Annotated in this window: 17 protein-coding genes; 10 read left to right on the top strand and 7 right to left on the bottom strand. The window is 64.4% G+C overall.

Features of this window, described 5'->3' with window-relative positions; genetic code table 11:
• Nucleotides 1–98 precede the first annotated feature (98 nt).
• Nucleotides 99–506, top strand: coding sequence for a DUF1493 family protein (locus ASF09_RS05005; protein ID WP_156359224.1), 408 nt, complete (start codon nucleotides 99–101; stop codon nucleotides 504–506).
• 91 nt (nucleotides 507–597) lie between these two features.
• Here ASF09_RS05005 and ASF09_RS05000 read toward each other — a convergent pair whose 3' ends face one another.
• From ASF09_RS05000 to ASF09_RS04985, 4 genes are all read right to left on the bottom strand, one after another.
• On the bottom strand, nucleotides 598–795 hold the full coding sequence (locus tag ASF09_RS05000; protein ID WP_060525212.1) for a hypothetical protein: 198 nt from the start codon (nucleotides 793–795) through the stop codon (nucleotides 598–600).
• A 667-nt stretch (nucleotides 796–1462) separates the two neighbouring features.
• Nucleotides 1463–1924 carry a VOC family protein gene (locus tag ASF09_RS04995; protein WP_082441320.1) on the bottom strand — a complete coding sequence of 154 codons (462 nt, stop codon included), beginning with the start codon at nucleotides 1922–1924 and terminating at the stop codon, nucleotides 1463–1465.
• A 357-nt stretch (nucleotides 1925–2281) separates the two neighbouring features.
• The gene (locus ASF09_RS04990) at nucleotides 2282–3370 is read right to left on the bottom strand and encodes an NAD(P)H-dependent flavin oxidoreductase (protein ID WP_056025079.1); all 1089 of its coding nucleotides are present in this window, start codon (nucleotides 3368–3370) and stop codon (nucleotides 2282–2284) included.
• A 307-nt stretch (nucleotides 3371–3677) separates the two neighbouring features.
• On the bottom strand, nucleotides 3678–4571 hold the full coding sequence (locus tag ASF09_RS04985) for a LysR family transcriptional regulator (protein ID WP_056025076.1): 894 nt from the start codon (nucleotides 4569–4571) through the stop codon (nucleotides 3678–3680).
• A gap of 76 nt (nucleotides 4572–4647) precedes the next feature.
• Here ASF09_RS04985 and ASF09_RS04980 point away from each other — a divergent pair, with 76 nt between their 5' ends.
• The 3 genes from ASF09_RS04980 to ASF09_RS04970 are packed head-to-tail and all read left to right on the top strand — an operon-like array spanning nucleotide 4648 to nucleotide 6141.
• The gene (locus tag ASF09_RS04980; protein ID WP_060525211.1) at nucleotides 4648–5256 is read left to right on the top strand and encodes a pyridoxamine 5'-phosphate oxidase family protein; all 609 of its coding nucleotides are present in this window, start codon (nucleotides 4648–4650) and stop codon (nucleotides 5254–5256) included.
• Nucleotides 5253–5663 carry a VOC family protein gene (locus tag ASF09_RS04975; protein ID WP_056025071.1) on the top strand — a complete coding sequence of 137 codons (411 nt, stop codon included), beginning with the start codon at nucleotides 5253–5255 and terminating at the stop codon, nucleotides 5661–5663. The genes ASF09_RS04980 and ASF09_RS04975 overlap by 4 nt, the downstream gene beginning before the upstream one ends.
• A 13-nt stretch (nucleotides 5664–5676) precedes the next feature.
• Nucleotides 5677–6141, top strand: a complete 465-nt coding sequence (locus tag ASF09_RS04970) for a nuclear transport factor 2 family protein (RefSeq protein WP_056025067.1) — start codon at nucleotides 5677–5679, stop codon at nucleotides 6139–6141.
• A gap of 284 nt (nucleotides 6142–6425) precedes the next feature.
• Here ASF09_RS04970 and ASF09_RS04965 read toward each other — a convergent pair whose 3' ends face one another.
• Nucleotides 6426–7202: an SDR family NAD(P)-dependent oxidoreductase gene (locus ASF09_RS04965; protein WP_060525210.1), complete on the bottom strand. Its 777-nt coding sequence runs from the start codon at nucleotides 7200–7202 to the stop codon at nucleotides 6426–6428.
• 113 nt (nucleotides 7203–7315) lie between these two features.
• Here ASF09_RS04965 and ASF09_RS04960 point away from each other — a divergent pair, with 113 nt between their 5' ends.
• Nucleotides 7316–8227 carry a LysR family transcriptional regulator gene (locus tag ASF09_RS04960; RefSeq protein ID WP_060525209.1) on the top strand — a complete coding sequence of 304 codons (912 nt, stop codon included), beginning with the start codon at nucleotides 7316–7318 and terminating at the stop codon, nucleotides 8225–8227.
• A 9-nt stretch (nucleotides 8228–8236) separates the two neighbouring features.
• Here the strand turns inward: ASF09_RS04960 and ASF09_RS04955 are convergent, their stop codons facing one another.
• A complete protein-coding gene (locus ASF09_RS04955) occupies nucleotides 8237–8833 on the bottom strand; it encodes a TMEM175 family protein (protein ID WP_235529636.1) in 597 nt (198 codons plus the stop codon).
• 185 nt (nucleotides 8834–9018) lie between these two features.
• Here ASF09_RS04955 and ASF09_RS04950 point away from each other — a divergent pair, with 185 nt between their 5' ends.
• Nucleotides 9019–9801: an alpha/beta fold hydrolase gene (locus ASF09_RS04950; protein WP_060525207.1), complete on the top strand. Its 783-nt coding sequence runs from the start codon at nucleotides 9019–9021 to the stop codon at nucleotides 9799–9801.
• Between the two features lie 166 nt (nucleotides 9802–9967).
• On the top strand, nucleotides 9968–10810 hold the full coding sequence (locus ASF09_RS04945; protein WP_060525206.1) for an alpha/beta fold hydrolase: 843 nt from the start codon (nucleotides 9968–9970) through the stop codon (nucleotides 10808–10810).
• A 46-nt stretch (nucleotides 10811–10856) separates the two neighbouring features.
• Here ASF09_RS04945 and ASF09_RS04940 read toward each other — a convergent pair whose 3' ends face one another.
• The gene (locus ASF09_RS04940; protein ID WP_235529632.1) at nucleotides 10857–13943 is read right to left on the bottom strand and encodes a sensor histidine kinase; all 3087 of its coding nucleotides are present in this window, start codon (nucleotides 13941–13943) and stop codon (nucleotides 10857–10859) included.
• A 142-nt stretch (nucleotides 13944–14085) separates the two neighbouring features.
• On the opposite strand from ASF09_RS04940, the gene ASF09_RS04935 reads away from it, so the two are divergent.
• The 3 genes from ASF09_RS04935 to ASF09_RS19655 all read left to right on the top strand — a co-directional run bounded on the left by ASF09_RS04935 (nucleotide 14086) and on the right by ASF09_RS19655 (nucleotide 16043).
• Nucleotides 14086–14688 (top strand): M17 family peptidase N-terminal domain-containing protein, encoded by a 603-nt coding sequence (locus ASF09_RS04935; protein WP_060525205.1) that lies wholly within the window; start codon nucleotides 14086–14088, stop codon nucleotides 14686–14688.
• Nucleotides 14689–14792: 104 nt separating this feature from the next.
• Nucleotides 14793–15395 carry a response regulator gene (locus tag ASF09_RS04930; RefSeq protein ID WP_060525204.1) on the top strand — a complete coding sequence of 201 codons (603 nt, stop codon included), beginning with the start codon at nucleotides 14793–14795 and terminating at the stop codon, nucleotides 15393–15395.
• 117 nt (nucleotides 15396–15512) lie between these two features.
• A complete protein-coding gene (locus ASF09_RS19655; protein ID WP_082444085.1) occupies nucleotides 15513–16043 on the top strand; it encodes a helix-turn-helix domain-containing protein in 531 nt (176 codons plus the stop codon).
• Nucleotide 16044: the final 1 nt, after the last annotated feature.

Genomic DNA, 16044 nt, shown 5'->3' with positions numbered 1-16044 from the left:
ATGGGAAGGATTGCGGACTCTCGCCCGAGAGGTAGAATGTGGTCATAGATGACAATCCGACAGCGGCTGTGCACCATCTTCTCGTAGACGGACACGGTGTGCCAGCCCGCAAGGTGACGCGAGACGCGCGCATCGTGCATGACCTTGGCGTGGACGGCGACGACGCAGCCGAATTATTCGAAGAGCTGCATAAGCGGTTCGGCACCGACTTCGGCGCGCTTGAAGGTCAATGGAGTGAGTTTTTCAACACGGATGGCGCGAGTCCACACGCGATCCTCTTCGGTATTCCTGCGATTATTATATTTGGTGCCGTCGCCGGGATCATTTCGGCGGTCTGGCACTGGCCGAAGCTCGTAGCGGTACTGCTTGCCCTCCTTCTTTTGGTGGTTAATTCAAGGCTTCTTTCGCGTTGGTTCGCTAGAGAGCTGAGGCCGCTTACCGTCAGAGGATTGGCTCAAATTGTTGAGGCGGGCCGCTGGCCCGCTGATCCGGGGAATGTCCGTTAGTGGGAAGGCAGATGACATTAGCGGACGTCGGCTGACGCTGCAGCCTTTCTCAGAAAAGATGCGATTTTGGAAATCGGCCTCGCGAGACCACCTAAAACATGGCGCTAAGCACGAGGCCAACGGCAACGATGCCCCATGCTCCGATGTGGGTCCAGAAAGTTGTTGGCGCCAGATCCCGATCGATAAGTGACCATCCGCGATATCGGATGCGACCAGTAAAGACCGAAAACGCCATTCCGCACGCCATCACCACGGCCATGATCGCATACATCATGTGCTGATCGTCCATCGTCGTGCATTAGCGCTTCCTGCAACGGAAAGTAGCTAACTTCTTTTTTGGATTCCAATGCCGGGAATGTCTGAATGGGAAAAGTTAGCGGACGGGCCCCTTTCGGCGGCGAAGGGTGGTAAGCGGACACCGATTGTTGCTGTTTAGGCGCTACGAACGACTCTGAATGCGAGATAGGCTGCGACGACCATGATCGCGCATATCAAGGCGGCGGTGCCGGTAGTCAGATACATATTCGAAATCGTCGACCACAGGGTCCACCTTGGCACAGGCCGTGGATTGGTCGGATCAAATAGAGCGGCGTGCGTACGGACCGGGATGATGCAAAATATGAGTCCGGCCGTAACGATCACCAATACCGTCAGTTTCCACCACATACGATCATTCACTTACGTCCGCCGTGTCAGGAACACCCGCAGCTTAGCACCTGAACGAAAGGTCGCAATCCGGAGCGTCGCGCGAGGTCCCCAATGTCCGCTAGTGGGCGAAACTGTCCGGCAGCGCGAGTCTGCAAAGACCCACTTGCGGTCATTCGCGGCCTCTTTCTGGCTCCCCAACTTCTGCCATCCATTCAGTATTGCAGCAGAGAAGGTGCTGAGCCTCGGCCCTGCACGCTGACTCGCCAGCTTTCAAAGGATGATGAGGCGGCAAAGCTTTTGCCGGCCCATTAACGGGCTGTCGGCTGCATAAGCTCTATCGTGATATGATCGGGGCCTGAAACGTAGGCCACCAACGTTCCCTTCCGTGGACCACCTGGGATCGGCAGCGGATTACCTTTCGCCTTCCATCCTGCTGCCTCGACACGGGCAATGGCGACATGAATGTCCTTTACGGTCAGAGCCAGGTGGGCCGCTCCGATCGATCCCGCGCCGCTGGGCACCGTCCCGTTCTGGAGCCCGTTTGAATATTCCAACAGTTCGACCACGTAGCCGTCTTGTGCCTTGACGATTGCCGTTCTCACTTTCGGATCATCGACACCTGTCACCTGATGAAGGAAGTCGCCCCCCATCTCCGATTGCCGCTCAAGTGTGAAACCGAGCGCTCCCGTCCAGAACCGAACGGCTTCGTCCAAAGAAGACACAGCGAAGCCTGTGTGGTCCACGGCAATTACGTTTGTGGCGTCCGTCATTACTGCCCTCTCACTGGTATGCCGCCCGTGCTTACCACGCGACCGTTCACCATCGTAAACCGCTTTCCCTAAACCCTTTCCCGCATACACTTTCCCAACATGGGCTGGTGGACACGGAGAAACGGAAAGGCTTTGAGCCTTTTAAAGCAGCGAGTTCCAGGATGCGAAAGACCTTGGGAGCAGACGAGCGTGATCATGCAGCGATCAGGCGACCAGCGGCCGCGGAGACCAACAAAAGGACGCCCGCGCCCCTTACCTTGCTTCTTAACTTCGGGCGCTGGTTCATCATGATTTGAGGCTTTCAGTACGCTGAAAGGTCTGCTTATACGGCTTCTAGTGGGGAAACGGCCAGTCCGATCAAGGAACGTCGCAACGCTCAACCGAGCCTCTAATCCGTCGCAATTCAAATTCCTCTCGCAGCACCCTGACCAAGGCTGCTGCCGGCATGGCACGAGAAAGCGGCGCACCTTGCCCCGCCCATTGCGCTCCGAAACCGTGCTCGCCTTGCGCCTTGGCAGCCGCGTGCAAGGCCTTTCCCGCATCATAGGCGATAGGATAATCAGGCGGTCGGCGTTCATCGACCGACTGACTCAGAGCCGTGAACCGGTTGGCCAGCGCACGCGCGGGTCGACCAGAAATTAGCGAAGTGAGGACGGTGTGGTAAGCGCCCTCACCGGTGAGGGCCGCCCGGTATGCATCGTCTGCGGCCGACTCCGGGCACGCGACAAAGGCAGTTCCCAGTTGCGCTGCCGATGCGCCCAGGTCGAGCGCCGCGGCGATGCCGGCGCCGTCCATTATCCCGCCAGCAGCGATGATTGGTAGGTTGTTCTTGCGCACCAGGAGCCGGGTCAGCGCGAATACGCCGAGCGCGTCGTCAGGCGCGATGGGGTCGAAGACACCCCGATGCCCGCCAGCCTCGATCCCTTGCGCGACCACCGCATCGATCCCGGCGGCCTCGATCGCGTGTGCTTCGTTGAGGCTGGTTGCGGTCGCCATGAGATAGATACCACGCGCTCGCAACGCCGAGAGCACGTCGGCGGACGGCAACCCGAAGTGGAAGCTAACCACTGGCGGCGCGAGGTCGAGCAGTACCGCCACCATGTCGGGATCATCTGCGAAGCTCTTGTAGATGGTCATGAGTGCCGTCGGGGGTTGTGCGCCGTACTCGGCGAACAGCGGGGCAAGCCAATCCAGCCATTGCGCTTCCCGCGACAGATCGGCCTTTGGGCCAGCGTGGACGAAGACGTTGACGTTGAACGCGCGGGTCGTGCTGCTGCGCACCTCCTCGATCATCGCCCGTGCGCCGGCGGCGTCGGTCGCGCCTACTCCGATCGATCCCAAGGCTCCCGCCTCGGATACCGCTGCCGCCAGCGAAGGTGTGGCGACGCCTGCCATCGGCGCCTGGATCAAGGGCACCGAGAGTTCAAACCGATCGATGAGAGACATACCTACGCCGGATCCGGTTATGAACAATTGTCCGCTTATGACTACGCCAGCGCATTAAGTGAATGGCGCCAGGTGGGCTAGGTGCGGATCGTCTGCCCTTCAACCGCTCCGACCCAGAAAGCGACATTGCCGAACCGCTCTCGCCCATCCACACATTTGCAGTTCGTTCAGGCGCCGGCGACGCCGCGATCAATGGGCGAACGCCGCCGGAACGCCGCCGGCCTGCGTTTGAGCCTTCACCGGGAGGAATGCTGAAATGGAAATCTGCCGAGCCTTCGCCGCGAAATAGCTTGTCCGGCGGTCCCGGTCAGGACCACACGCCCCGCCGCCCCTGTTCCCGCATCGCATCGATGAACACCCTGACCGCGGGCATAGCGGCTCGACCGGGATCATAGAGCAGGCTTACCGGCATGGCGGACGGAGCATGATCGGCCAAAACCTCAATGAGTCGCCCGCTCGCGATATGCGCGGCCGACTGGTAACTCAGTACATTGGCAAGGCCGACGCCTGCTTCCGCAGCAGCGAGGATCGCATCGATGCCGTTGACGGTCAGGCGGGGGACGATTTCCAACAGCCTCTCGCCGCGCGCGCCAAACGACCATCGGGTGCCGGCGCGCACACCGCTACCCATGATACACCGATGCTGGGCCAGGTCGCCATGATCGATGGGCAAGCCATGTTCGGCAAGATAGCCCGGGCTTGCCACGATGGTCTGACGGACCGAACCGATCGTCACGGTGCGCAGCGTGCTGTCCGCCAGCGTCCCGATCCGCACCGCCACATCGACACCCTCCTCGACGATGCGGACATTACGATCGAGCAGCATCATGCGCGCGTTGAGGCCGGTGTGGCTGGCCAGCAGCGCGCTGATGACCGGCAACACATGCAGCCGCCCGAATATGACCGGCGCAGTTACGTAGAGCTGCCCCCGGGGAACCGAGCGACCGCCCATGGCGATCTGCTCCGCCTCGCGAATGTCCGCGAGTATGCGCCGCGCCCGATCGAGCAGGCTTGCCCCGTCGTCCGTCAGGGACACCGCTCGCGTCGAGCGGTGGAACAGCGTCACGCCCAGATGCCGCTCCAGCGCCGCGACCGCACGGGTCACGGCAGGAGGCGACAGATTGAGGACGCGCGCCGCAGCCGCGAAGCCGCGCTGCTCTGCCACCGCGACAAAGACGGAAAGGCTCTCGAAGCGGTCCATTATTCCCCGTATCGCAATAGTCCGTATCAGTAATTGCGAATTATCACATCGCGGGCAACTCGCCATCCTCGTGGCCATGGCGCAGGCATATCTCCACACCCTTTTCGGACCACGCGCTCGCGCGCTGCAAGAAGCAGCGGGGTCGCGAGCGTCCTACGCACGCATGGAAGCCGGCGCGGAGACGGTCGACCGGATTACGGCCAAAGAACTTGCGTTCATCGCCGCCCGCGACAGCTTTTACCTGGCGAGCACGTCCGAAAATGGCTGGCCCTATGTCCAGCATCGCGGCGGGGCAACCGGCTTCGTCCGACACCTCGGGGGCAATTGTTTCGGGTTCGCCGACTTTCGCGGCAATCGACAATATCTCTCCGTCGCGCATATTGCGGCCGACGACCGGGTTGCGCTGTTCTTAATGGACTATCCGAACCGCCGGCGCCTCAAGATCATCGGCCATGCCCACGTGAGCAAAGACCCCGCCGTCATCGCAGCGCTCATGCCGTCCGGCTTCGCGGCCGAGCCGGAGCGTGGCTTTCTGATCGATGTCGTCGGGTTCGACTGGAACTGCCCGCAGCATATCACGCCGCGTTTCACCGAGGCGGAAGTGCGCCGCACTTCCCAGCCGCTCATTGACGAGATTGCGGTGCTTCGAGCCCACATCGCTCAACTTGAACGGGCAGCATCATGACCAGCAAACTCACACGCGGCGTCCACCATGTCGGGCTAACCGTGCCCAACCTCGATCAGGCACGCGCCTTCTTCTGCGACACGCTCGGATTCGATGAAGTAGGCGGCGTGCCCGACTATCCTGCTATCTTCGTATCGGACGGCACAATCCTGCTGACCTTGTGGCGCGCGGCCGACCCCGTGACGGCCCGCGCCTTTGACCGGCGCGCCAATATCGGTCTCCATCATCTCTCGCTCTCGGTCGCCGACGATGCTGCACTGGCAGCGGCGTGGGCCGCCGTGACGGCGCATCCAGAAGTCGTGGTCGACGCAGCGCCGGGCGCCATCCGTCCCGGATCAACGGCGCGCCACTTCCTGATCCTCATTCCGGGCGGGATCCGTCTGGAGTTTGCCACGCCCTTTGACTGAAAGGATCCGTTCGATGCCACGACTGCCCCTCCCTCCCTTCACCCATGAGACTGCGTCGCTAAAGGTCCGCGCCGCCGAGGACGGCTGGAACAGCCGCGATCCAGCGCGGGTCGCGCTCGCCTATACCGAGGACAGCCAGTGGCGAAACCGGTCTGATTTCCTTCGGGGGCGGGATTCTATCGTCACCTTCCTAACCGCAAAGTGGCGTCGCGAGCACGAGTATCGGCTTATCAAGGGCCTGTGGGCGCATGACGGCGATCGAATTGCCGTGCGCTTCGCCTATGAGTGGCATGACGATGCCGGCGCGTGGCATCGCTCCTACGGCAATGAGAATTGGAAATTCACGCTCGATGGCCTGATGGCGCGCCGGATGGCGAGCATTAACGACGTTCCGATTTCCGAAAAGGGGCGACTGTTCCACTGGCCGCTCGGGCCACGGCCCGAGGATCATCCGGGGCTGGAGGAACTTGGGCTGTAGCTTCAAGCCGTTGTTTTCCTACCGGTCTTGGTTGATGCGCCGTCGGCCAGAGTGTGGGTGGGTTCCCGACACTGAGAGCCCGACAGAAAACTGGAAGGCGGCGCCTGTCAGGAAGCCGCTGACGCTGAATAATGCTGTCATCGACCGCTCAGTTGCTGGGAGGACCCAAACCCGGACGTTCGCACCTACTTAGCTAGCGCCCAACTTGTGCCATTCGTTCATATTCTGCAAACAAGAAACCGCTCTGATGCGCGCTGAATCAAGTTCGATGGGTCAGGTCTTCGCTACACAATCGTTGGCGTGATCCCGCCATCAACGCGCAACGCGGCACCGTTGGTTGCCGCAGCCACCGGGCTTGCGACATAGGCGACCATGCTAGCGACCTCTTCCGGCTCGATCATCCGCTGGATCAGCGAGGTCGGGCGGTCCCGGCTGAAGAATTCGCGTTCGATCTCGGCGTCCGATTGCGAGGCATCGCTTGCCACGCTCTTGAGGAAGCTCACGATACCCTCGGACCGCGTGGTGCCCGGCATCACCGTATTGACCGTGACGTTGGTGCCTTTGGTCAGCGCCGCGAGCCCGCGCGAGATGGCAAGCTGGGCGGTCTTGGTCGTGCCGTAGTGGATCATATCGGGCGGGATCAGCACGGCGGATTCGCTCGAGATGAAGATGATCCGCCCCCAGTCGCGCGCGAGCATGCCGGGGAAATAGGCCCGTGCGAGCCGCGCGCCGGACAACACGTTGACCTCGAAAAAGCGGCGCCAGTCGTCGTCGGTGATGTCGGCGAATGGTTTGGATTCGTAGATGCCGAGGTTGTTCACGAGGATGTCGACCGCCGGCACTGCTGCGACGAGCGCCGCTGCGCCCTCGGCCGTCGCCGCATCGGCGAGAATGGCGCGCGCGGCACCGATATCGGCGGCAGCGGCATCGAGCTTGGCCTGGTCACGACCGCAGATGATGACGTCCGCACCCTCGGCGGCGAGCTGGCGGGCGATCTCAAGTCCGATGCCAGCGGTCGATCCGGTGACGAGGGCGCTCTTGCCGCGAAGTTTCAGGTCCATGCGAATGTCCTCGATTGGTTCAATATCCGTCAAACTCCAGGTAGGACCGGTGCCTGCGCTTGATAATCGCGCGGCTTGGCGCTTTACCCGTGAAGCAATTTCACAGGTGGCCGATGGATAACCGTGCGGGCGAGATGCAGGTCTTCCTGCGAGTGGTGGACACCGGCAGCTTTTCCGAGGCTGCGCGGGCGTTGCTGATGACGCCGTCGACGGTGAGCAAGCTGATCGCGCGGATCGAAGCGCGAATCGGGGTGCGGCTGATCGAGCGATCGACGCGGCGACTGTCTTTGACCGCTGAGGGACAGCTTTACTACGAGCGCAGCCAGATGCTGCTGGCGGACCTGGACGACCTCGACAGCCAGTTGATGCAAGGGGCCGCTAGCCCCGGCGGTACGGTGCGGATCACGGCATCGGTCGGGTTCGGTACGCTCGCGATCGAGCCGTTGCTGCCCGCGTTCTGGCAGCTCTACCCCAATATCGTCGTCGATCTGTCGCTGTCGGACGATATCGTCGACCTCTATCTCGATCGGACCGACATCGCGTTTCGGATCGGCACGCTGTCCGACTCGTCGCTGACCGCACACAAGCTCGGGACTGCACGCCGTGTCATCGTCGCATCGCCGGACTATCTCGCACGCCGCGGCGTTCCGGTCGATTTCGCGGATCTTGCCGACCACGACTGTTTGGGCTTCAACTTCCGCCGGACGATCACGTCGTGGCCGATCGCGGACGGGGGACGGATCGTCGAGCGCGCCGTCAGGGGATCGCTGATCGCCAACAACGGCGAGACGGTCCGCCGCATGGCGATCGCCGGCGTCGGTCTGGCGCGGCTCGCCGACTTCCATGTCCGCGCCGACCTGGCCGCGGGTCGCCTGGTCGAAGTTCTTCCAGGCCCGTCTGCCGGCGACAGCGAAAGCGTCCACGCGCTGTCGGTCGGCGCGCGCGAACTGCCACGCCGGGTGCGCGCCTTCCTCGATTTCGCGGTTCCCCGCCTGCGCGCGTTCGTACAGGCCTCAGGCGGCTGAGCGTGCGCGTCAGTCGGCGGCGTCGAGCACGCGGATGATCCGGCGGTCCGGAATCAGCCACAGCGCGATGACGGATACGTACAGCCCGATCGCGATCCAGCGGCTGACGAACGCCAGCGGCACCGCCAGCGTATAGAGCGCAATGCTGCCCCAGCCCTTCCAGTCCGAGCCGATCGCGCGGGCGACCGCGGAGGTCTTTCCGTTGCAGGCGATGATCGCGCGCTCGGTCAGCGTATAGCCGATCGCGGCCAGCCCGAGGACGATCCCGTAGGCGGCGGTGGCGCCGGCCGCGAACTGGCTTTCGTCGAGCCAGCGGATCACGAAAGGCACCAGGCTGAGCCAGAACAGCAGGAACAGGTTCGCCCACAACACCCGCCCGTCGATCCGATCGACCGCGTGGAACATGTGGTGGTGATTGTTCCAGTAGAGCCCGACGTTCACGAAGCTCAGCAGATAGGCGAGCAGGAGCGGCGCGGCACCCACCAGACCGTGGAGATCGCCGGTTTCGGGGACCTTCAGTTCCAGCACCATGATCGTGATGATGATCGCGACGACGCCGTCGGTGAACGCCTCCAGCCGTCCCGGCCCCATTCGACGTCCGCTCATGTTTGCTCCGTGCCGATGATGATTGTCGGGGAAGCGTAGCCGCGCAATTTCCGGAAGTCCCGGCGGCGGTGGTCGCCCGCGACGGAATATGTCGGTTATCCGCAAATTTCGTTTCGGTTCGACAATAATAGCGCAGGGTCGGCGCGCATTGACGAGCGGACGCCTGCCTTTTGGGAGCTACGCACATGAAAATCTGGATCGCTTGCCTTGCGACGGTCACGACGATGCTCGCTCCTTTGGCCAGCGCGGACGCCCAGCAGACGCCGCGACCGACGATCGTGCTCGTGCACGGCGCGTTTGCGGAGTCCGGGTCGTGGAACGGCGTGATCGAGCGGCTGCGCGCGGACGGCTATACCGTGATCGCCGCGTCGAACCCGTTGCGCGGCGTGGCGAGCGATGCTGCGTCGGTCGCGGGTGTGGTGAACGCGGTGACGACGCCGGTGGTGCTTGTCGGGCATTCCTATGGCGGGCCCGTCATCACCGAAGCGGCGGCGCAAGCGGGCAACGTCAAGGCGCTGGTCTATGTTGCAGCGTTCGCACCCGATACCGGCGAGAGCGCGATCGAACTGACCGGCAAGTTTCCCGGTGCCACGCTGGGCGCCGCGCTGGCGACGCCGGTCGTGCTGCCCGACGGGACCAAGGATCTCTACATCCAGCGCGACAAGTTCGCGCACCAGTTCGCCGCGGACGTCCCCGCCGCGCAAGCCGCGCTGATGGCCGCGACGCAGCGCCCGGTCGCCGAGGCGGCGCTCAACGAGAAGGCGGTGACGCCGTCGTGGAAGACGATCCCGTCCTGGTTCATCTACGGCAGCGCCGACCTGAACATTCCGCCCGCCGTGCAGGCGTACATGGCCAAGCGCGCGGGGTCGAGGAAGACCGTCGTCATCGCCGGCGCTTCGCATGTCGTGATGACGTCAAATCCGAAGGCCGTCGCCGCGCTCATCGAAGAGGCCGCCGCCGCGCAATAGCCGCGATGCCATACCCGGAAACGATCAGGACATTCCGATGCCAGACATGATGCACGAACTTTCCCGGCGAGCCGTCGTCATCGCCGCCGCAACCGCAGCGGCGGCGAGCTTGCTCCCGGCGACGGTGTTCGCCTCCCCCCTTCCCAACCCAGACGGAGTACCGAGAATGAGCAGCGGTTTCATCAAGACCAAGGACGGCATCGACATCTTCTACAAGGACTGGGGTCCGAAGGCCGCGCAGCCGATCGTGTTCCATCATGGCTGGCCGCTGTCGTCGGACGACTGGGACACGCAGATGCTGTACTTCCTCGCCGAGGGCTACCGCGTCGTCGCGCATGATCGCCGCGGGCATGGCCGATCGTCGCAGGCCGATACCGGCAACGACATGGATCATTATGCCGCCGATGCCTCCGCCATGGCAGAGCATCTCGACCTCAGGAATGCGGTACATATCGGCCACTCGACTGGCGGCGGCGAAGTCGCGCGCTATGTCGCGAAATTCGGCCAGCCACAGGGCCGCGTCGCCAAGATGGTGCTGATCAGCGCGGTGCCGCCGATGATGCTCAAGACCGCGAGCAATCCGGGCGGCTTGCCGATGTCGGTGTTCGATGGCCTGCGCAAGGCGCTCGCCGACAACCGCGCACAATTCTATCTCGATCTGGCCTCGGGGCCGTTCTACGGCTTTAACCGCCCGACCGAAAAGCTCTCGCAGGGAATCGTCGACAATTGGTGGCGCCAGGGCATGATGGGCGGTGCGCTCGCGCATTACGACGGGATCAAGGCGTTCTCCGAGACCGACCAGACTGCGGATTTGAAGGCGATCACCGTGCCGACGCTCGTCCTGCAGGGCGATGACGACCAGATCGTGCCGTACGAAAACGCGGCGGTGCTGCAGGCCAAGCTGCTGAAGAACGCCACGCTGAAGATCTACAAGGGGTATCCGCACGGCATGCTGACGACGCACGCCGACGTCATCAATCCGGACCTGCTCGCATTCGTGAAGGGGTGATCGCACGATGACTCTGGCGGGAGGGTGGCGGTCGTCGCTCTCTCGCTCAGCGATAGGCGACGCGCGCCGGGATCGTCACTTTGATCTCGGTGCCGGTTTCGGCGTGCATCGCCAGGGTCCCGCCTAGCGCGACGGCGCGCTCGCGCATGCCGATCAGGCCATAATGGCCGGGTCGATGCCCCGCCTCGCGAACGTCGGGCGGGAGGCCGATACCGTCGTCCGACACGCTGACGATGAGCTTGTCGGAGGTCGATCGGATCGCGACGACCAGCCGGCTCGCGCGTGCATGACGCACTGCGTTGGCGAGCGCTTCGCGGACGATCTGCGCGACCTCGTCCGCGACCGGCGCGCAGACGGGTTGCTGGATGCCGACAACCTCCACATTCCACGTCAGCGGCGGTAGGACGACGTCCTCGGCGATTGCGGACAGCAAAGCGGGCAGCGCCACCGGCTCCATGGTTTCGCGCAGGGAGCGGACCCGGTCGCGGCCGTCGAGCAGCACGTCGTCGGCTCGCTCCAGCACGGTTTCGAGGCTCGTGCGGGCGCGGTCGCCACGCGGCAGCAGTTCGACCACCGACTGGAAGCGCAGCATCAGCCCCTGAAACCCTTGCAGCAACGTATCGTGGAGTTCGCGGGCGATCCGCTCGCGCTCCGCCAGCTGGACCTCGAAGCGGCCACGCGTGCGGTCGGCGATCGCGCGGACGCGGCGGCGATAGAGCAGCCATATCAGGATCAGTGCACCCACGATGCACACCACCATGAACGCATAGGTCTGGTAGAACCGCGGCGCGATCGTGAACGTCAGCGTGGCGCCCTCGCGGTTCCAGACGCCGTCGTTGTTGGCGGCGATGACCTGGAACCGGTATGTGCCCGGACCGAGGTTGGTATACAGCGCCTCGCGCGCAGTGCCGGCGTCGATCCAGTCGCGGTCGATCCCCTCGATCCGGTAGCGGAACCGGTTCGCGGTCGCATTGGTGAGACTGAGCGCGGTGTAGGCGATCCGGACATGATCGGTACCGGCGGGAAACGCGATCGCCTGATCACGGGGGGTCTGCGCCGCCCCACCGGCATCGAGCGAGCGGATCTGCACGGTCGGCGGCAATCGGTTTCGCGACAGATGCCGCGGGTCGATCATCGCCAGCCCCTTGTTGGTCGCGAACCACAGCCGCCCCGCGGCATCCTGCGCGACATCGTTCGCCTCGACCATGTTCGAGCGCGCCCGGAAATCTTCCTGATACCCGAAACGCTCGAAGGGGATCGGCGCACCGGGATGCGCGAACGCGGCCTCCACAGACGACGTCGGCATCCGGACGATGCCATCCGCGCCGATCGTCCAGGTCGATCCGTCCCCCGTCTGGAGCAGCCCGGTCAGTCCGGCGAGAAACGGATAGGTCCGGTCGCGCAGCGACTGGAGACGCTTTCCATCGTACCGCGCGAGACCCTGATCACCGACGATGAGAAGTCCGCGATCGGTCGGCACCCATGTCGCGGTCCTGCCCGTCACCTGATCCTTGCTGCGCCACAGCAGCGTTTCGACACCATCGCGCAGGCGGGACACGCCTTGCCCGATCCGTCCGAACAGGACGCCCCCCGCCCCGTCCGACCGGACGCGGTGGATCGATCCGGCGGGCGTACCGCTTGGCTTGGCGACCGGTTGCAACTGGCGTCCGACCAGGCGGTAGATCTGTTCGAAACCGGCCCAGAAGACGCCCGCCTTATCCATCGTGCAGGTGATCGACATCGGCCCGAGGACCGGCGTCACCTTGGCGAGGCTACCCGCGGGATCCAGATCGAGCAGGTATTTCCCCTGCATGCCGACCACCAACAGCCGCCGATCGTCGCCGCACAACACGCCGATGTCGGGTTGCGGAAAGACGAGCACGGGCACCCCGGAGCGACCGATCCGGTATATGCCGGAAAGCCCTGCAACAAACAGATTGCGCGAGGACGCGCTGCCCGCGAAGCCGGACACGATCGCCTCGGTCTGCGCAGGCTGAGCGATGTTGCTAGGCGCGAACCGGTCGAGCCCGGATTCCGTCCCGACCCAGATATTGCCCTCGCGATCCTCGAGAAGCGCGGTCGTCAAGGCAGCGGTCAGGCCCTGCTTTTCGGTGAACAGCTCGACCCGGCCGGTTGCCGAAGCGGGCTGAAACGCGGCCGCGGACAGTCGACCGAGCCCCGAATCCTGACCTGCGATCCAAAGATTGCCGTCATGGTCGAAGATCATGCGCTCGACGACATAGGGGGTGGTGGCGGTGCCGGTCCGATACGCGCGCGCGGTGCGATCGAGCGGCAGTATCTGCGTACCGGTGCGCCGCCAAACGATGCCGTGACGGTCCTGCGCGAGCGACGTCGCGCCCGTGATCGCTATCCCGGTATCCTCGAAGCGATCGCTCCCCGGTTTGAGGCGAAGCATCCGCGGCATGAGCGACAGGTAGATGCCTCCCGGCGTACTCAGGATATCGCCCGTCTCGCTGTCGGGGACACCGCGCCCGGCGCCGAACGCCGTCCATTTGCCCGCGAACAGCCGACTGAGAACCAGCTTCCCCATCGAATCGCCCGCAACCCAGATTGCGCCGTCCTGCCCCTCGACGATGCTGTTCACGCCGCCGTTCGGTGCCCAGGGGTTCGCATCCTTCAGCACGCCGCCGCGAACGACGGAGATACCGCCAAAGTCGTACCCTACCCAGATGTCGCCATTGCGCGCCGCGAGCAGTGCGGTGACCTGCGGCGAGCGATAGCGATCCTGGTCGACGGGGACGACCCGCTCGAAAACGATGCCGTCGAACCGGTACAGCCCCGTCGCGGTCCCGAGCCACAGATAGCCATCGCGTCCCTGCACGATCGCACGAATGTTGCCGGGGGCACCGTCGCCCAGCGTCCAGCGCGAATGGCGCATCTGCGCGATGCCCCGCGTTGGCTCGAGTGCGGCGGCGCGGCCGATCACCATGAAACAGCACAGGATACCGAACAGGACGCGCAACAGGTCACGGGCGATCGCTCTGCCGCGCTCAAGGCGTAGAAGACTGGTTTGCGCGATCAAGCGGACGATACCCAAGCAGAGCTGATGATGATCGACGTTGCGCTCGCGCAACGAACAAATGCAAGGCTCGATCGCATTACGTCGGGTCATACGATATTTGGTCGCGCTGCTGGCTGAGACGCGTGGGCGCAAATGTCACGATTGTCCAAATTGGGTCAGCCCTGTCCACGATCCTGCGCCGAGCTCGTGATATCAATGACATAGGTCCGCACCGGATCGACGGGAGAACAGGATGCCGCCGATAGACGGTCGGACCGACGACGCGGCGACGATCGGCACCTGGCGCGGTGTCCGCATCGACGTTGCGCCGCGCGATGCGGTGAGCGTCGAGGTAATGGTCGCCAGCGCGGGCGTCTTCGCGCACGAGATCGGCCGGACGCGCCCGGGCGGCGGACTGGGCAATCTCGACACGGCCCTGGGCGGCGCGATCACCCGGTTGCGCGCCGACGGCATTTTTCGCGCAGAAACGGGCAACGTGCTGACCTTGTCGGCCCCCGCACGACCGATCCACGCGACCACCGTGCTCGCGATCGGACTCGGCGATCCTGCGGCATGGACGCCCGCGACGATGCGGCAGGCGGTGTCGACCGCGGCGCGAGAAACGATCCGCATTGAGGCGGTGTCGGCGGCGTTCGCGCCGAGCCTGCTCGACAGCGGCCTCGATCCGGACAGTCTGGCCGGCACGCCCGACGCGATGCTCGCCGGGCTGTTCGACGCACTGTCCGACGCCCCCGCCCGGATGCTGTCACGCTGGGTGTTCTGCGTCGGCGCCGGGCGGTTCGAGACAATGGCCGAGGTCTTTCGTGCCAGCTTCGACCGGCTCGCCGTGCCTTGACGCAGCGGCCGCTTGCCATGTCCGCCAGTCGCGGCGCAGGGTCGCCACTCACCTACCCGCCAGCCCGAGAGCCCGCATTGCCGCCCTCCCCCCGGATCCGGATCATGATCGTCGACGATCATCCGTTCCTGCGCGAAGGGGTGAAGGCTGTGATCGAAACGCAGGAGGATCTGGCGGTGGTCGCGGAGGCCGAGTCCGGCGAACAGGCGCTCGCGCTCTACCCGACGCACCTCCCCGACATCGTCCTCATGGATCTACAGATGCCGGGGATCGGCGGCGTCGATACGATCGCGGCGATGCGCAGCAACTGGCCGCACGCGCGGATCGTCGTGCTGACCACCTATTCGGGCGATGCGCAGGCGTTGCGCGCGCTCCGCGCGGGGGCGGCCGGCTATCTGCTGAAGAACACGCTGCGCAAGGAACTGCTCGACACGATCCGCTCGGTCTATGCCGGCGGCAAGCACCTGAATGCGCAGGTGGCGTCGAGCATCGCCTTCCACGTGATCGAGGATGCGCTGACCGAGCGCGAGATCGGCGTGCTGTCGCTGGCGGCGTCGGGCAATTCGAACAAGCAGATCGCCGCCAAGCTGGCCGTCTCGGAGGAGACGGTAAAGGGCCATATGAAGCTGATCTTCGCGAAACTCGGCGCCTCGGATCGCACGCACGCAGTGACGATCGCCGCCAAGCGCGGGATCATCGCGCTCTGATCCGAGGCGACATCACCTGCCTCTAAAGAGGGGGCGCACGCCACCCCGGCCGGGGCGCAGGCGATCGATCCGCATCCCCTATGCTCCTTCGTACAGACTGCGACGGAGACCCAGGCGATGCTGCATATTCTTCCTCCCGCGCCCGCACTGCCACGCGGGTTCGTGCCGACGGTGGCCGCCAGCCTGGTCGCGAATGCGGTCAGCACGCTCGATCACAATCCGCAGGTTGCGCGGCATTATCTGGAGCGGCTCGCGGCGATGTTTGCCGACGATGGCACCAGCGGCTCGCCGTTGAAGGCCAAGCCCGTCAAAGGTGGGCTAGCGGCGTGGCAATTGCGCAACGTTGTCCAACATATCGATGCGTATCTCGGCGCGACGATCGGGGTCGACGCACTCGCCGAGGTCGCGCGGCTCAGTACCGGGCATTTCTGCCGTGCGTTCAAGGTGTCGACGGGCGAGACGCCGCACGCCTTCCTGATCCGCCAGCGCGTCCGCCGCGCGCAGACGCTGATGCTGCAGACCGACGATACGCTCAGCCACATCGCCTACGCCTGCGGGCTCACCGACCAGGCGCACCTGACCCGGCTGTTCCGCCGCGTGGTCGGTGCGACCCCGCTGATCTGGCGCCGCACCTGGCAGGCGCGCTGAC

Source organism: Sphingomonas sp. Leaf242, assembly GCF_001422045.1.
Taxonomy (GTDB): Bacteria; Pseudomonadota; Alphaproteobacteria; order Sphingomonadales; family Sphingomonadaceae; genus Sphingomonas.
The sequence above is the reverse complement of the archived record's forward strand: the minus strand, read 5'-3'. Positions and strand labels throughout refer to the sequence as shown.

Coding starts and splice junctions, on each gene's coding strand:
- ASF09_RS05000 (WP_060525212.1), bottom strand. CDS start 795: ATGGACGATCAGCACATGATGTATGCGATCATGGCCGTGGTGATGGCG.
- ASF09_RS04995 (WP_082441320.1), bottom strand. CDS start 1,924: ATGACGGACGCCACAAACGTAATTGCCGTGGACCACACAGGCTTCGCT.
- ASF09_RS04990 (WP_056025079.1), bottom strand. CDS start 3,370: ATGTCTCTCATCGATCGGTTTGAACTCTCGGTGCCCTTGATCCAGGCG.
- ASF09_RS04985 (WP_056025076.1), bottom strand. CDS start 4,571: ATGGACCGCTTCGAGAGCCTTTCCGTCTTTGTCGCGGTGGCAGAGCAG.
- ASF09_RS04980 (WP_060525211.1), top strand. CDS start 4,648: ATGGCGCAGGCATATCTCCACACCCTTTTCGGACCACGCGCTCGCGCG.
- ASF09_RS04975 (WP_056025071.1), top strand. CDS start 5,253: ATGACCAGCAAACTCACACGCGGCGTCCACCATGTCGGGCTAACCGTG.
- ASF09_RS04970 (WP_056025067.1), top strand. CDS start 5,677: ATGCCACGACTGCCCCTCCCTCCCTTCACCCATGAGACTGCGTCGCTA.
- ASF09_RS04965 (WP_060525210.1), bottom strand. CDS start 7,202: ATGGACCTGAAACTTCGCGGCAAGAGCGCCCTCGTCACCGGATCGACC.
- ASF09_RS04960 (WP_060525209.1), top strand. CDS start 7,316: ATGGATAACCGTGCGGGCGAGATGCAGGTCTTCCTGCGAGTGGTGGAC.
- ASF09_RS04955 (WP_235529636.1), bottom strand. CDS start 8,833: ATGAGCGGACGTCGAATGGGGCCGGGACGGCTGGAGGCGTTCACCGAC.
- ASF09_RS04950 (WP_060525207.1), top strand. CDS start 9,019: ATGAAAATCTGGATCGCTTGCCTTGCGACGGTCACGACGATGCTCGCT.
- ASF09_RS04945 (WP_060525206.1), top strand. CDS start 9,968: ATGAGCAGCGGTTTCATCAAGACCAAGGACGGCATCGACATCTTCTAC.
- ASF09_RS04940 (WP_235529632.1), bottom strand. CDS start 13,943: ATGACCCGACGTAATGCGATCGAGCCTTGCATTTGTTCGTTGCGCGAG.
- ASF09_RS04935 (WP_060525205.1), top strand. CDS start 14,086: ATGCCGCCGATAGACGGTCGGACCGACGACGCGGCGACGATCGGCACC.
- ASF09_RS04930 (WP_060525204.1), top strand. CDS start 14,793: ATGATCGTCGACGATCATCCGTTCCTGCGCGAAGGGGTGAAGGCTGTG.
- ASF09_RS19655 (WP_082444085.1), top strand. CDS start 15,513: ATGCTGCATATTCTTCCTCCCGCGCCCGCACTGCCACGCGGGTTCGTG.